General features: G+C 52.7%; 15 protein-coding genes. All 15 read right to left on the bottom strand.

What is annotated here, in order from left to right:
• Positions 1–21 precede the first annotated feature (21 nt).
• The 15 genes from hisP to pdxB all read right to left on the bottom strand — a co-directional run bounded on the left by hisP (position 22) and on the right by pdxB (position 14,286).
• Entirely contained in the window at positions 22–795 is a 774-nt protein-coding gene (hisP, locus tag FDW92_RS06410; RefSeq protein WP_038642330.1) for a histidine ABC transporter ATP-binding protein HisP, read from the bottom strand.
• Positions 796–808: 13 nt separating this feature from the next.
• Entirely contained in the window at positions 809–1,516 is a 708-nt protein-coding gene (hisM, locus tag FDW92_RS06415) for a histidine ABC transporter permease HisM (RefSeq protein ID WP_003028116.1), read from the bottom strand.
• A complete protein-coding gene (locus FDW92_RS06420) occupies positions 1,513–2,199 on the bottom strand; it encodes a histidine ABC transporter permease HisQ (RefSeq protein ID WP_038642334.1) in 687 nt (228 codons plus the stop codon). Before FDW92_RS06420 ends, hisM begins: the two co-directional genes overlap by 4 nt.
• A 186-nt stretch (positions 2,200–2,385) precedes the next feature.
• On the bottom strand, positions 2,386–3,168 hold the full coding sequence (gene hisJ, locus FDW92_RS06425; RefSeq protein ID WP_003028120.1) for a histidine ABC transporter substrate-binding protein HisJ: 783 nt from the start codon (positions 3,166–3,168) through the stop codon (positions 2,386–2,388).
• A 248-nt stretch (positions 3,169–3,416) separates the two neighbouring features.
• Entirely contained in the window at positions 3,417–4,199 is a 783-nt protein-coding gene (argT, locus tag FDW92_RS06430) for a lysine/arginine/ornithine ABC transporter substrate-binding protein ArgT (RefSeq protein WP_006683634.1), read from the bottom strand.
• Between the two features lie 287 nt (positions 4,200–4,486).
• Positions 4,487–5,056: a UbiX family flavin prenyltransferase gene (locus tag FDW92_RS06435; protein ID WP_042307071.1), complete on the bottom strand. Its 570-nt coding sequence runs from the start codon at positions 5,054–5,056 to the stop codon at positions 4,487–4,489.
• A gap of 97 nt (positions 5,057–5,153) precedes the next feature.
• Positions 5,154–6,671, bottom strand: a complete 1,518-nt coding sequence (gene purF, locus FDW92_RS06440; RefSeq protein WP_005129677.1) for an amidophosphoribosyltransferase — start codon at positions 6,669–6,671, stop codon at positions 5,154–5,156.
• Positions 6,672–6,704: 33 nt separating this feature from the next.
• Positions 6,705–7,193 (bottom strand): colicin V production protein, encoded by a 489-nt coding sequence (gene cvpA, locus FDW92_RS06445; protein ID WP_006683632.1) that lies wholly within the window; start codon positions 7,191–7,193, stop codon positions 6,705–6,707.
• 202 nt (positions 7,194–7,395) lie between these two features.
• The gene (gene dedD, locus FDW92_RS06450) at positions 7,396–8,058 is read right to left on the bottom strand and encodes a cell division protein DedD (protein ID WP_042307068.1); all 663 of its coding nucleotides are present in this window, start codon (positions 8,056–8,058) and stop codon (positions 7,396–7,398) included.
• Complete coding sequence (gene folC / locus FDW92_RS06455) at positions 8,048–9,316, bottom strand: bifunctional tetrahydrofolate synthase/dihydrofolate synthase (protein WP_042307066.1); 1,269 nt, start codon at positions 9,314–9,316, stop codon at positions 8,048–8,050. Before folC ends, dedD begins: the two co-directional genes overlap by 11 nt.
• A gap of 192 nt (positions 9,317–9,508) precedes the next feature.
• Positions 9,509–10,423 carry an acetyl-CoA carboxylase, carboxyltransferase subunit beta gene (gene accD, locus FDW92_RS06460; RefSeq protein ID WP_042307064.1) on the bottom strand — a complete coding sequence of 305 codons (915 nt, stop codon included), beginning with the start codon at positions 10,421–10,423 and terminating at the stop codon, positions 9,509–9,511.
• A gap of 149 nt (positions 10,424–10,572) precedes the next feature.
• Positions 10,573–11,232, bottom strand: a complete 660-nt coding sequence (locus FDW92_RS06465; protein ID WP_003028140.1) for a DedA family protein — start codon at positions 11,230–11,232, stop codon at positions 10,573–10,575.
• 24 nt (positions 11,233–11,256) lie between these two features.
• Complete coding sequence (gene truA, locus FDW92_RS06470; protein WP_042307062.1) at positions 11,257–12,069, bottom strand: tRNA pseudouridine(38-40) synthase TruA; 813 nt, start codon at positions 12,067–12,069, stop codon at positions 11,257–11,259.
• Positions 12,069–13,082, bottom strand: coding sequence for an aspartate-semialdehyde dehydrogenase (locus FDW92_RS06475; protein ID WP_042307061.1), 1,014 nt, complete (start codon positions 13,080–13,082; stop codon positions 12,069–12,071). The genes truA and FDW92_RS06475 overlap by 1 nt, the downstream gene beginning before the upstream one ends.
• 67 nt (positions 13,083–13,149) lie before the next feature.
• The gene (pdxB, locus tag FDW92_RS06480; protein WP_042307060.1) at positions 13,150–14,286 is read right to left on the bottom strand and encodes a 4-phosphoerythronate dehydrogenase PdxB; all 1,137 of its coding nucleotides are present in this window, start codon (positions 14,284–14,286) and stop codon (positions 13,150–13,152) included.
• Positions 14,287–14,362 lie beyond the last annotated feature (76 nt).

The raw sequence follows: 14,362 nt of genomic DNA on the forward strand, positions 1-14,362 counted from the left end.
TGGCGCCTCCGGGCAACTGAATTACTTCAGCGATCCTTTGAGGAACTGCTGCAAGCGTGGGCTTTGCGGGTTGCCGAATACCTGCTCCGGGTCGCCCTCTTCTTCAATTTTCCCCTGATGCAGAAAAATCACGTGCGTGGAGACATTTCGGGCAAACCCCATTTCATGAGTCACGACCACCATGGTTTTCCCCTCTTCGGCCAGTTGCTGCATAATGCGTAGCACCTCGCCGACCAGCTCTGGGTCAAGCGCCGAGGTGGGTTCATCAAACAGCAACACCTCCGGTTCCATCGCCAGCGCACGCGCAATAGAAACGCGCTGCTGCTGACCACCAGACAAATGCACCGGATATTTGCCCTGCGCTCGCTCATCAATACCCACTTTAGCCAGATACTTCACCGCGCGTGCGCGGGCTTCCTGCTTGCTCAGTCCCAGTACCTGAATCGGCGCTTCCATGACGTTTTCCAGCACCGTCATGTGGCTCCACAGATTAAAGTGCTGAAAGACCATGGTTAGTCTTGTGCGCAGCAAACGCAGCTGATTTTTGTCCGCAACCTTGAGCTGGCCATCTTTGTCTCGCACCAGACCAATGTTCTGCCCACTGACGACAATGGAACCAGCACTCGGTTTTTCAAGAAAGTTAATGCAGCGCAGAAAGGTACTTTTACCGGAACCTGACGAGCCGATAATACTGATGACATCACCCGCATTAGCCTGCAGAGATACCCCTTTCAGCACTTCATGTTCGCCGTAGTGCTTATGTAAATCGATAACGTTTAATTTATTCTCAGACATCGTGTTACTCGAATTATTTAGAGGATACATGCTGCAACCAGCGTTTTTCCGCTTTACGGAACAGACTGATCAGGACATACGAAATAATCAAATACAGCACCGCGGCAATACCGAAAGCGGTAAACGGTTGATACGTTGCCGAGTTGATATCGCGGGCGATTTTCAACAAATCAGGCACCGTGGCGGTAAACGCCAGCGCCGTGGAATGCAGCATTAAAATCACTTCATTGCTGTATGCCGGCAGCGCAATACGCAGCGCGGAAGGCAAAATTATGCAGCGATACAGTTTGAATGACGAGAAACCGTAAGCGCGCGCGGCTTCAATCTCGCCGTGCGGCACAGAACGAATCGCCCCGGCGAAAATCTCCGTCGTATAGGCGCAGGTATTCAGCGTCAACGCCAGTACGGTGCAATTCAATCCGCTGCGGAAAAACGCGTTGAGGAAGTCCGTTCCTTTGACTATCTCCAGCGTATACATCCCGGAATAAAACACCAGCAGTTGTACATACAGCGGTGTCCCACGAAAAATATAGGTGAATAACCAGATGGGAAACTGAATAAATTTATTACTGGAAACGCGACCAATCGCCAAAAACAGCGCCAGTATCCCGCCCATCACCACCGAAGAAATTAGAAGCCACAGGGTAATAGCAACGCCGGTGTAGCGATATCCGTCGGTCCATAGCAGGGACTTCCAGTATTCCTGAATAATCTCAATCACAGGTCAGCCCTCTTCACACCCACGGAGTAGCGGCGCTCAAGGTACAGCAGCACACCATTAGAAACTGTGGTAAACACCAGATAGATGACCCCGCACACGACGGCAAAATAGAACGGCTCCCAGGTGCTCTTCCCTGCAAGCTGAGTCGCTTTCACCACATCTTCCAGACCGAGCAGCGATACCAACGCCGTGGCTTTGAGAATAACCTGCCAGTTATTACCAATTCCCGGTAAGGCATAGCGCATCATTGCCGGGAACATAATGCGGCGAAAAATTTGTGAACTGGTAAAGCCGAATGCCGTCGCGGCTTCAATATGGCCTTTGGGCACAGCCATAAACGCGCCGCGGAACGTTTCGGTAAAGTAGGCCCCGTAGATAAATCCGAGCGTGATTATCCCCGCTACCATCGGATCGATATCAATCTGGCTGACCCCCATTGCATCGGTAATGGTATTCAGCGCGATTTGTAATCCATAGAAGATGAGCAACATTAAGACCAGATCGGGCACGCCGCGGATAAGCGTGGTGTACGCTTCGAAAATAAGCCCCAGCGCCCGGCTTTGCGACAGTTTTGCTGCCGCGCCGACAAGGCCTATCAGAACCGCCAGCACCACTGAACTGAGCGCCAGCTCAAGCGTAACAATTGCGCCCTGTAAAATAACACCTGAAAAGCCATACAACATGCTGCCTGTCCTGTCGTGTGTGGTGGAGTAATAAGCCTCTTTTGATTTCAGACTCACCGTTCAATGCCGGATGGCGGCTTTGCCTTATCCGGCCTACAAAATCAATGTAGGCCTGATAAGCGCAGCGCCATCAGGCATAAATTTAACGCGTCAAAAATCTACGGGCTTTATCAGCACCTGCGGTGATTAACCGCCGTAAACATCAAAATCGAAGTACTTTTTAGCCAGCTTCTCGTAAGTGCCGTCGGCGCGCATCTCAGCAAAGGCTTTATTCAGTGCTTCGCGCAGCTCGTTATCGTCTTTACGCAGTCCCATACCGGTACCCACGCCAAACAATTTCTCGTCTTTCACAGACGGGCCGCCGAATTTGTAATCTTTACCAACTGGCTGTTTCAGGAAGCCTTCGCTGGCAGCAACTTCATCCTGGAATGCGGCGTCAATACGCCCGGCTGTCAGGTCAGAATAGATGTTGTCTTGTCCCTGATAGGAGACAATTTCAATGCCTTTTGGCGCCCAGTGTTCGTTGCCGAACGTTTCCTGAGTGGTACCCTGCAGCACGCCGACACGTTTGCCTTTCAGCGACTCAATGGTCGGCTGAATAGCAGAATCCTTAGCGACAACCAGACGCGAGTCGGCTGCATAAAGCTTGTCGGTAAACGCGATTTCCTGCTGACGTTTTTCAGTAATGGAAAGCGAGGACATAATCGCATCGATTTTCTTCGCTTTTAGCGAAGGGATCAGCGCATCCAGCGGGTTTTCCACGAAGGTACATTGTGTATTAATACGTTTGCATAGCTCTTTAGCCAGATCGATATCAAAACCGACTAATTCACCCTGCGCATTTTTCGATTCGAACGGCGCATAAGTAGGATCGGTGCCGATACGAATTTTTTGCGGAATGGCTGCAAATGCTGCGGTAGCACTGGAGAAAGCCAGGACCAAAGAAAGAGACAACACCAGTTTTTTCATAACTATCCTCAACAGACTGTCTTTTATAGGGGATCTTTACAGGACCAGGTGCAGTTATCGTGCCATTAATCAGGCCGACAAGGCAAAGCATTCTACCTTGTCGGCGGTATTTATTTGCATGAAAAGCGCTTAAGTATGCATTCATGCTTATTAAGTCAGCGATAAAGGCACCAAAACAGTGCACTGAATTTATAATGCACCGTAATGATTACCCGCAATGGTGCAGCCAACGCCCCCACGTCGATGAATTAATCGCCGTAGACATTAAAGTTAAAATACTTACTCGCCATTTTGTCGTAGGTGCCGTCTTTGCGCAGTTCACCCAGCGCTTTATCGAAAGCCGCCTTCAGCTCCGCATCATCTTTGCGCAAGCCAATCCCGGTTCCGTCGCCAAAGTATTTTTTATCTTTAACTGAAGGACCGGCAAAAGCGTAGTCTTTACCTGCCGGTTGTTTCAGGAAACCTTCGCTGGCCGCGACTTCATCCTGCAATGCCGCATCCAGACGTCCCGCCGTCAGGTCAGAATAGATCAGGTCCTGGTTCGCGTAGGCCACCACATCCACGCCTTTGCTGCGCCAGTTATCATTGGCATAGGCTTCCTGAGTAGAGCCTTGTAGTACGCCTACGTGTTTACCTTTGAGGGAGTCCAGAGTCGGTTGAATCGGCGAACCTTTCGCGGCGATCAAACGAGAATCTGCGGCGTAAAGCTTGTCTGAGAAGGCAATCTCTTGCTGACGCTTCTCGGTGATGGAAAGCGAGGAGATGATGGCATCAATTTTTTTCGCTTTCAGCGACGGGATCAGTGCATCAAAGTCGCTGGCAACCCAGGTACATTTGATCTGCATGCGCTTACACATCTCATTTCCCAGATCGATATCAAAACCGACGAAATCGCCTTTGGCATCTTTAGAGGAAAAAGGTGCATACGTGGTATCTGTACCAATACGAACTGTCTGCGGAAGTGCTGCGTAGCTGGCCGCGGTTGCGGAAAGTCCTACCAGCAAAGACAAAGCAAGAACCGTCTTCTTCATACATAACCCTCAAGTGGCGTAATTTTATTATGTTTTACGTTGTGTTGTGTGTTTGCAGACTTTTTCATGCAGGTCTTATGCCATTTTCGCGTCGTTGAGGATATTCGACGTTAAATATGTTAATAAAACGTTGCAATATTGTCCTGATTTTGAAGATAGCAGGTCTGACGGTTGAAACGCAGCGTTTCGTTGAGTTTTGACGAATTAAATGTCGAGGATATGATCGCGGTTACAAAATTGCCCTGAAACAGGGCAACGGATGTTTCTTTGCACCCTGATGGAACGGCTTACGCCCCTTGCCAGCGGGTGAAGAGGTCATGAGGAAGGGAGATATCAAACTGGTCAAGGACACGATTAACCGTTTGATTAATCACGTCATCGAGGGTTTGCGGGCGATGATAAAACGCCGGCACCGGTGGCATAATCACCGCCCCAATTTCTGCCGCCTGCGTCATTAGCCGCAGATGCCCCAGATGCAGCGGCGTTTCGCGCACGCACAGCACCAGCGGACGACGCTCTTTCAGGACCACGTCAGCCGCACGGGTGAGCAGCCCATCGGTATAGCTATGAACGATGCCAGAAAGCGTTTTAATTGAACAGGGCAGGATAACCATCCCGGCGGTCTGAAAAGAGCCAGAGGAAATACTGGCGGCGATATCGCGCGTATCGTGAGTCACATTCGCCAGCGCCTGCACGTCGCGCACAGAGAGATCCGTTTCCAGCGCCAGCGTCTGCCGGGCAGCGGCGCTCATCACCAGATGGGTTTCCACATCAGTAACGTCACGCAAAACCTGCAGCAGGCGCACGCCGTAAATAGCCCCACTTGCGCCAGAAATACCAATGATGAGTCGTTTCATGTTTAATCGCCCTTGCTTGCTTCAGGGCCGACTTTGCAGGAATTTATGGGGAGTTGCAAGCAAGGGTGCGGATTGCGCCCTTGCTTGCGAGCAAACATTAACCTTCGTTATGCATCTCAAGGTTTTCCGCTTCATTCTGACGCAATATCGCTTTGGCATCGTCATTACGCAGGGAGTCGAGGAAATCGAGATATTGCTGGTCGACGTCTTTAGTAACGTACACGCCGTTAAACACTGAACATTCAAACTGCTGAATATCTGGGTTCTCAGCGCGAACGGCTTCAATCAGATCGTTCAGGTCCTGGAAGATAAGCCCGTCTGCGCCGATTATCTGACGAATCTCGTCCACTTCGCGACCGTGGGCAATCAGCTCCGTCGCCGTCGGCATATCGATACCATACACGTTCGGGAAGCGAATTTCCGGTGCGGCAGAGGCCAGATACACCTTCTTCGCCCCGGCTTCACGCGCCATCTCGATAATCTGTTCTGAGGTGGTGCCACGTACGATAGAGTCATCCACCAGCAGCACGTTCTTATCACGGAACTCCGCACGGTTGGCGTTCAGTTTACGGCGCACGGATTTACGACGCAGCTGCTGGCCCGGCATGATAAAGGTACGCCCCACATAGCGGTTTTTCACAAACCCCTGACGGTACGGCTTGCCGAGAATACGGGCGATTTCCAGCGCGATATCACAAGAGGTTTCCGGAATCGGGATCACCACGTCGATATCCAGATCTTCCCACTCGCGGGCAATTTTTTCGCCGAGCTTAGTTCCCATATTCACACGGGCGCTGTAGACGGAAATCTTGTCGATAAAGGAGTCAGGACGCGCAAAGTAAACGTATTCGAACAGGCACGGATTGCTGACCGGGTTATCGGCGCACTGGCGGGTAAACAGCTGGCCTTTTTCGGTGATGTACACCGCTTCGCCAGGTGCTACGTCGCGCAGAAATTCAAAGCCCAGCGTATCCAGCGCCACGCTCTCGGAAGCCACCATATACTCGGTGCGACCGTCGCCAATATCGCGTTTGCCCAGTACCAGCGGGCGAATACCGTTAGGATCGCGGAAGGCAACCATACCGTGGCCGATAATCATCGCCACGCAGGCGTAGGCGCCACGGATCTGGCGGTTAGTTGCCGCAATGGCCGCAAAAATATTGTCTGCTTCCAGCGGGTAATGGCGGAAGTTATCCAGCTCGCTGGCGAAAATATTCAGCAGGATTTCAGAATCTGAAGTGGTATTGATGTGGCGGCGCTTTTCTTCAAACAGCTTTTTACGCAGCTCATGCGCATTGGTCAGGTTGCCGTTGTGGGCAAGCGTGATGCCATACGGTGAGTTAACGTAAAAAGGTTGAGCTTCGGAGGCGCTGGAGCTGCCAGCCGTTGGGTAACGCACATGACCGATGCCCATATTGCCCTGCAAACGCTGCATATGGCGCGCTTCAAAAATATCGCTCACCATTCCGTTTGCTTTACGCAAGCGGAAGCAGTTGTTGGCATCAATAGTGATGATGCCCGCAGCATCCTGACCACGATGCTGGAGCACCGTTAACGCGTCATAAATCGACTGGTTTACCGGCATAACACCGGCGATACCGACAATACCGCACATACGTCTTTTCCTCGTTCAGCAACGACCCAAAGTTTATACTTTGGGCAAGAAACTTGACGAGCTTTGCAGATAGTCAAAGAACCATCTGATGATGAAACTGAACTGCGGGATCAGCTGCGACTTACTCCAGTCTTCACTTTTCGACAGACCGGTAAACGTATCGAGAAAGAACAGTATGGCGGCGACGATCAGCGCTCCTCGCAGAGCACCAAAGCAAACCCCCAACACCCTGTCGGTACCCGACAAACCTGTTTTCTCTACCAGTTGGCCTATCACAAAGTTAACGATAGCGCCGACGATAAGTGTCGCGATGAACAGTATCGCGATAGCAATCCCATTTCGAACCAGTTCGTCTTCAAAGCCCGTAAACCAGACAGACAGGTAAGTGTAGTAATGGCTGGCGACAAAGAAAGCACAACCCCAAGTCACCAACGATAATGCTTCACGAACAAAGCCACGGATCAGGCTAACCAGACAGGAAAAACCAATCACCGCGATAATGGCGTAATCAATCCAGACCATAAGTGTCCCACGATTTTACGCCCTGTCGTCCTGTTCGGGGCGCATTCTAACAGAAAAAGAAAACGTTTGCGTAGGGATTTCCTTTCCACGCGTAAATAAAAATGGCGCTGAAAAAATCTTCAACGCCATACGGTTTTATGCCTCTTCGGACACTGCCGGATAGCGGTGAAAACACCGTATCCGGCCGACATGAGACTGCCCCTTAATTAGGGGTATACCCCATCACAACCCCACTCAGACCGGAGATCTTCTGCAGCTCGCCCAGCGAGTTCTTCAGCTTATCTCTGGAGGCGTCAGGCCCTACGAGAATGCGGGTTATTTTACCCTGTACCGGCGTTGACGGGGAAGTATATACCCGGAAGCCCGCGCCACGAAGTTTACCCACGATCTCATTGACCTTATCCGCATTTTTCAGTGCGCCGAGCTGCACAACATACGCTTTGCCGGTCGGTGCTGGCGCTTCTTCAGCGACCGGTTTCGCCGCTGGGGCTGGCGTTGGCGCCGGTGTGGCGACAACGGGTTGCGGCTTCGGTTTAGGTTTCGGCGGTTCAACAGGTGCGGGGACAGGATCTAACTCCGCGCTGTTTGCCGTTGCCATGCGCGATGGGTCCAGCGATGGCGCAGCGGCATCGCCCGCGCGCACCTCTTCTGCCGCCCCTTCAGGCGGTTGCGTCGGCAGCGCCTGCGTTGCCGCAGGCATCATGTCCGGTTCGTCGCGATCGCCCGGTTTGGGCACCAGAGGGATCGCAGCAAACTCATCCTGATAATGTTTTTTTTGCCCGTCAAGCAGCCCGGGGAGCACAATCACCCCAAGCGCGACCAGCACAATTGTGCCAACTAATCGATTCTGAAACTTACTCGCCACCGCTTCTCCCCACGTCTATCACTTCCATGACATGTGCGACAGTGTGAAACGATCCACACACCAACACGGTATCTTCTGGCTTCGCCTCGGCCAGTGCCGCAGACCATGCCTGCGCCACGCTGTCATAGGCTTCACCTTTGCCCAGATGTTCTAACAGCTGTTCTGCCGTTGCGCCACGCGGCCCTTCCAGTGGCGCGCAGTACCAGGCATCGACCACGCTTTTTAACCAGGCCAACGTACCGGCAATATCTTTATCATGTAGCATACCGATAACTGCAAGTACACGCCCGCTTTTCACTAACTTTTTCAGACGTCCGGTCAGATATTCCGCCGCATGCGGGTTATGGGCAACATCAAAAATCACCCGCGGCGACTCGCTCACAATCTGGAAGCGCCCCGGTAAAATCGCCTGTTTGATTCCGTCACGAATCGCCTGCTCGCTGACGTCAAGACCACTGGAACGCAGCGCAGCCAGTGCAGTCGCGGCGTTCGGTTGTGGAACCTGTGGCAATGGCAGATGCGCCAACGTGCCGTGAGCGTCCGTAAAGGACCAGTCGTTCTCCGTTACCGTATAGCGCCAGTCCACACCACAGCGTTGCAAAATCGCCCCGCACTCTTGCGCCACATCCGCAATAGTGTATGGCATTTCCGGTTCGCCAACGATGGCCGGTTTCTCTGCGCGGAAAATCCCCGCTTTCTCACGACCAATGCTCTCGCGATCCGGGCCCAGCCAGTCAGTATGATCAAGCGCAATACTGGTGACGACCGCAACATCGGCATCGACGATATTCGTCGCGTCAAGGCGACCGCCTAACCCCACTTCCAGAATGACGACGTCCAACTGAGCCTGTTTAAACAACCAAAGCGCCGATAGCGTACCGTATTCAAAGTAGGTCAGGGAAATATCGCCACGTGCGTCTTCAATCTCAGCAAACGAGGCGGTATGCGCGGATTCCGGCAGTTCACGCCCCTGCACGCGCACGCGTTCCGTGTAACGCACCAGATGCGGCGAACTATATACTCCGACTTTATAACCTGCTGCGGTCAGCACCGATTCCAGCGTACGGCAGGTCGTGCCTTTTCCGTTGGTTCCCGCCACCGTAAAGACAAATGATGCGGGTTTCAACACGCCCAGTTTGCGCGCCACCAGGCTTACGCGTTCGAGGCCCAGATCGATGGTTTTACTGTGCAGGTTTTCCAGATAAGAAAGCCACGACGCCAGAGGCGACGCGGCTTGAGGAATACGTTTATTGTCCATGATGCCTGTAGATTCTTTACGTTGAGAAAAGCAAAAGGCAGCGCCAACTGGCCCTGCCCTTTTGTACTCGTCGTCTTTCAAGCTGCAGGCTTGTTGGCTGCTCTCGTTCACCCGAATCACTTGCCTGTGCAAGCTCATCGGGATGAACTCTCTTGCCGCCTACCTGCAACTCGAAATCCATAGAGTAAATTATCAGGACTCTGATCCCTGATCGGGTACCGGAGGTACCACCTCGCCTTCACGCGGCTCATCCGGATTCGGCGCCGGAAGATTCATCAGCTTCGCCAGAATGCTTGCCAGTTTCAGGCGCATTTCCGGACGGCGGACGATCATATCGATAGCGCCTTTTTCAATCAGGAACTCGCTGCGCTGGAATCCCGGCGGCAGTTTCTCACGTACGGTTTGCTCGATAACACGCGGACCCGCAAAGCCGATCAACGCTTTCGGTTCGGCAATGTTGAGATCGCCCAGCATCGCGAAGCTTGCGGAAACACCGCCCATCGTTGGGTCGGTCAGTACAGAAATGTACGGTAAACCGCGTTCCTGCATTTTCGCCAGCGCAGCAGAGGTTTTCGCCATCTGCATCAGAGACATCAGCGCTTCCTGCATACGCGCCCCGCCAGAAGCGGAGAAGCAGATTAGCGGACAGTTGTCTTCCAGCGCCTGCTCAACGGCACGGACGAAACGCGCACCGACGACAGAACCCATGGAGCCGCCCATAAACGCGAACTCGAATGCAGCCGCAACGACCGGCATACCGTGAAGCGTGCCTTTCATCACCACCAGCGCATCTTTCTCGCCGGTTTCTTTCTGTGCTGAGGCCAGTCTGTCTTTGTACTTTTTGGAGTCACGAAACTTCAGCACGTCTTTCGGCTCAAGTTCGCTACCCAGTTCCACAAGAGTACCTTCATCTAACAGGCTATGCAGGCGATTGCGCGCCGACATGCGCATATGATGGTCACACTTCGGACAGACCTCAAGATTACGTTCCAGCTCAGCACGGTATAAAACCTGACCGCAGCTATCACACTTGGTCCACACCCCTTCAGGAATGCTTGCCTTGCGGGTGGGAGTAATGTTGCTTTTAATTCGTTCAATCCAGCTCATTGGTGACCTTTCTGCCTGAACCCTAGTCAGCTTTGTTATAAGGGGCGCATAATGCCATTTTTGCCCCTAACAGACCATGAATGTTGCACATTAAAACATAACAGCCCGAAACTTTGGATAAAAAAGTGGTCGAACCGCTGAGTTACTTTCTATTTTGCAGCCCGTGACGCAGCCCGTTTATGACGAATTACTTCAATCACACCCGGCAATACGGAAAGGACGATAATCGCCACAATCAATAATTTCAGGTTTTCCTGAACGATGGGCAGATCGCCAAACAGATAGCCTGCATAGGTGAACAGCAATACCCACAGCAGTGCGCCTACAACGTTATACATCGCAAAGTGGCGGTAGGACATGTGTCCCATACCGGCAACAAATGGCGCAAATGTCCGCACGATAGGCACGAAACGCGCCAGGATAATCGTTTTTCCGCCATGACGCTCGTAGAACGCATGGGTTTTATCCAGGTAGCTGCGACGAAAAATTTTGGAGTTCGGGTTACTAAAGAGTTTTTCACCGAACAACCGGCCAATCGTATAGTTCACCGCATCGCCGACAATCGCAGCTACAATCATCAACGCCACCATCAGATGAACATTGAGATCGTTAGTTGGCAGCGCAGAAAGCGCGCCAGCAACAAACAGCAGTGAGTCCCCCGGCAGGAACGGCGTCACTACCAGCCCGGTTTCACAGAACAGGATCAGAAACAGAATCGCGTATACCCAGATACCGTATTCCGCGACCAGCTCTGCCAGGTGCACATCAATGTGCAGAATAAAATCGATAAGAAAGTAAATCAGGTCCATAGTTTTGCCTTTATACGACTCAAATTAGTCCGCCAGAAATAGCGGGCCCATTGGCGGTTTTGGCAGGTCGAACCGGTCAGGGTAATCTACCGCGACCAAATACAGTCCTTCCGCTTTCGCCGTTGCCGCTGCCAGCGTTCTGTCCTTCGCTGCTAACAGTTCTGCTATCCAGCTCTCCGGCTGGTTGTTGGCGCCTACTTCCATCAGGCTGCCGACAATATTCCTGACCATATGATGTACAAAGGCATTCGCTTTAATATCCACCACCACATATGCACCAAAACGTTCAACGTTAATGTGCATCACGTTACGCCACGGTGTGCGCGACTGGCACTGCACCGCACGAAACGAGGTAAAATCATTTTCGCCGATCAGACACTGGGCTGCACGATGCATACGTTCAGCATCCAGCGGCTCATAGTAATGGGTTACCCCTTTGCCCAAAACCGCAGGGCGCAACCGATGATTGTAGATGATGTAGCGATAACGGCGAGCCGTGGCGCTAAATCGGGCATGAAAATCATCAGGTACAGCTTTCACCCAGCGCACGGCGATGTCACCAGGTAAATTCGCATTTACGCCCAACGTCCAGGCGGCGTCTTTACGCACAGCGTGCGTTTCAAAATGCACGACCTGCCCTGTGCCATGAACGCCCGCATCCGTGCGCCCCGCACAAAAGACATTGATACGCTCATTCGCGACCTGAGAAAGCGCTTTTTCCAGCTTTTCCTGAACGCTACGCACTTCGTTCTGGCGCTGCCAGCCATAATATTTGCTGCCGTCATACTCAATGCCCAGCGCAATTTTATGGGTTAGCGGCTGTTGCAGGTCCGACATTAGTACAGATACTCCTGCACCAGTTTCTCCGCAATTTTCACCGCCATCAACGCGCCGCCAAAACGCACGTTGTCTGCCACGGACCAGAACTGAACCTGCTCCGGCATACCGTAATCGTTATGTACACAGCCGATGGAAAGATGTGGCGTACCTGACGCATCGCCAACCTGAGTCGGGAAATCGGTCTCTTCCGACAACGCCACGTCTTCAGCGCGAGAAAACGCATCGCGCGCTTCTTCCGCAGCTAATGGACGCAGAGCTTCAAAATTCACCATCTGCGCGTGACCGTAGAATACCGGTGACTGTACGATGCTAGCGGAGATAAGCAGACCGTCATCCTGCATAATTTTGCGCACTTCATCAACGATACGACGTTCTTCACGCACGCTACCTTCGCGATCTGGCAGCAGCGGCAGCATATTGAATGCCAGCTGGCGACCAAAGAAATCGTCTTCGTCAATCGGGATACCATTGAGCAGTTTCGCACTTTGCCCTGCCAACGCATCCACCGCTTTTTTACCGTGCGCGGAGGCCGACAGAATATTGGTCACCGTAATACGTGAAAGACCACCGTCATCAATCAGCGGTTTCAGCGCAGACAACAGTTGACTGGTCAGGCTATTAGGGACCGCAATCACATTGCGGTTGCGGTAATCTGCCAACACGAACGGGTTAACGTCCGGAACCACCAGCGGAACGTCAGGCTCAAGTGCGAACAAACCACTGCTGTCGATAACCAGGCAACCGGCATTGGTTGCTTCTTCCACCCATGCAGCGGTGGCCTCAGCGCCCGCAACAAAAAATGCCAGTTGTGCCTGGGTCCAGTCAAAGTCTGCAACATCCTGAACAATGACCGATTTACCGTTAAAACGCAGGTGCTCACCGGCACTTTCGTTACGCGCCAGCGCAAAAATTTCACCGACCGGGAACTGGCGTTCAGCCAGCGTATCGAGCAGGGCTTCGCCTACGGCGCCCGTTGCGCCCAGAATGGCAATGTTCCAGCCTTCAGACATGGTGATTTACTCCAGAAATACATAAGCGTCCCTGTCGCATTATTCGACAGGGAGCATTAAGAAGACATTAATGTGCCGGGTGATGAACAGCGTTAAAACCCAGCTTACACAGCAAGGCGGCTGCCGTCTCGTCGTCACACATCACGTATAAAGACGACCATTCACGGCGCTCAAGATAATTTTTACGCAGTTTATCAAATTCACCCGGAATTCCAGCGACTTTACGCAGCGGCGCATCATCGCGGCGCACATCATACACTAAATGCGCCAACCTTTTCAGCGTTGGCTGATCTAACGGGCCATGCAACGTGATACGACCGAATTCCGGCGCAGGTAACAGGGTATTCAGCGCCACGTGCTGCTCGCGACCAATAAACTTGCTATAGGCCTCAAAGACCTGCGTGGTCCCACGAGCCTTTCCTTCCAGGGTATATCCGGCAATGTGCGCGGTGCCAATATCGGCTTTCTCCAGCAACGCCACATTGAGATCCGGCTCGCCTTCCCAGACATCCAGCACCACGCTCAGTGCCTGCCCGGCGTTAAGCCGGTTCAGTAATGCCGTATTGTCGATAACCGGCCCACGGCAGGCGTTGATCAGAATAGTGCCGGGCTTCAGTCGACTCATCAGCGCGTCATCCGCCAGGTGCAGTGTCTTATACGGGCCGTCTTTAAATAGCGGCGTATGGAACGTCAGCACATCGGCCTGCTGTACCAGTTCGTCCAGCGAGCGGAAATCGCCCTCGTCACCGCGATCGGCTCTTGGCGGATCGCACAGCAAAGTACGGATCCCCAGCGCTTCCAGTCGCGCCTGCAAACGTCCACCTACGTTGCCAACACCGACGATACCCACGGTACGATCGCGTAACGCAAAACCGTCGCGTTCCGCCAGCATCAACAACGCTGAAAAAACATATTCTACGACCGCAATCGCATTACATCCGGGCGCTGCGGAAAAACCGATTCCCGACTGCGCAAGCCAGGCTTCATCCACATGGTCCGTGCCTGCGGTTGCCGTACCGACAAATTTAACCGGTTTTCCGCTGAGCAGTGATTCATTGACTTTCGTCACCGAGCGCACCATTAAAGCATCCGCATCATCCAGTTCCGCAACGGGAATCGGACGGCCAGGAACCGCTTTGACCTCCCCCAAACGACTGAACAGTTCGCGGGCATAGGGCATATTTTCATCAACGAGGATTTTCACGTCTTTCGCACCTGTTTGAGAACGAGAGTTAACCGGGCAAGTGTGCCATAATCTCGCCGCCAGGCATACTGCGAGA

Source organism: Citrobacter sp. wls706, assembly GCF_005281305.1.
GTDB classification, from domain to species: Bacteria; Pseudomonadota; Gammaproteobacteria; order Enterobacterales; family Enterobacteriaceae; genus Citrobacter; species Citrobacter werkmanii.

Coding starts and splice junctions, on each gene's coding strand:
- hisP (WP_038642330.1), bottom strand. CDS start 795: ATGTCTGAGAATAAATTAAACGTTATCGATTTACATAAGCACTACGGC.
- FDW92_RS06475 (WP_042307061.1), bottom strand. CDS start 13,082: ATGTCTGAAGGCTGGAACATTGCCATTCTGGGCGCAACGGGCGCCGTA.
- FDW92_RS06420 (WP_038642334.1), bottom strand. CDS start 2,199: ATGTTGTATGGCTTTTCAGGTGTTATTTTACAGGGCGCAATTGTTACG.
- truA (WP_042307062.1), bottom strand. CDS start 12,069: ATGTCGGACCTGCAACAGCCGCTAACCCATAAAATTGCGCTGGGCATT.
- accD (WP_042307064.1), bottom strand. CDS start 10,423: ATGAGCTGGATTGAACGAATTAAAAGCAACATTACTCCCACCCGCAAG.
- FDW92_RS06435 (WP_042307071.1), bottom strand. CDS start 5,056: ATGAAACGACTCATCATTGGTATTTCTGGCGCAAGTGGGGCTATTTAC.
- hisJ (WP_003028120.1), bottom strand. CDS start 3,168: ATGAAAAAACTGGTGTTGTCTCTTTCTTTGGTCCTGGCTTTCTCCAGT.
- folC (WP_042307066.1), bottom strand. CDS start 9,316: ATGGACAATAAACGTATTCCTCAAGCCGCGTCGCCTCTGGCGTCGTGG.
- purF (WP_005129677.1), bottom strand. CDS start 6,671: ATGTGCGGTATTGTCGGTATCGCCGGTGTTATGCCGGTAAACCAGTCG.
- argT (WP_006683634.1), bottom strand. CDS start 4,199: ATGAAGAAGACGGTTCTTGCTTTGTCTTTGCTGGTAGGACTTTCCGCA.
- FDW92_RS06465 (WP_003028140.1), bottom strand. CDS start 11,232: ATGGACCTGATTTACTTTCTTATCGATTTTATTCTGCACATTGATGTG.
- cvpA (WP_006683632.1), bottom strand. CDS start 7,193: ATGGTCTGGATTGATTACGCCATTATCGCGGTGATTGGTTTTTCCTGT.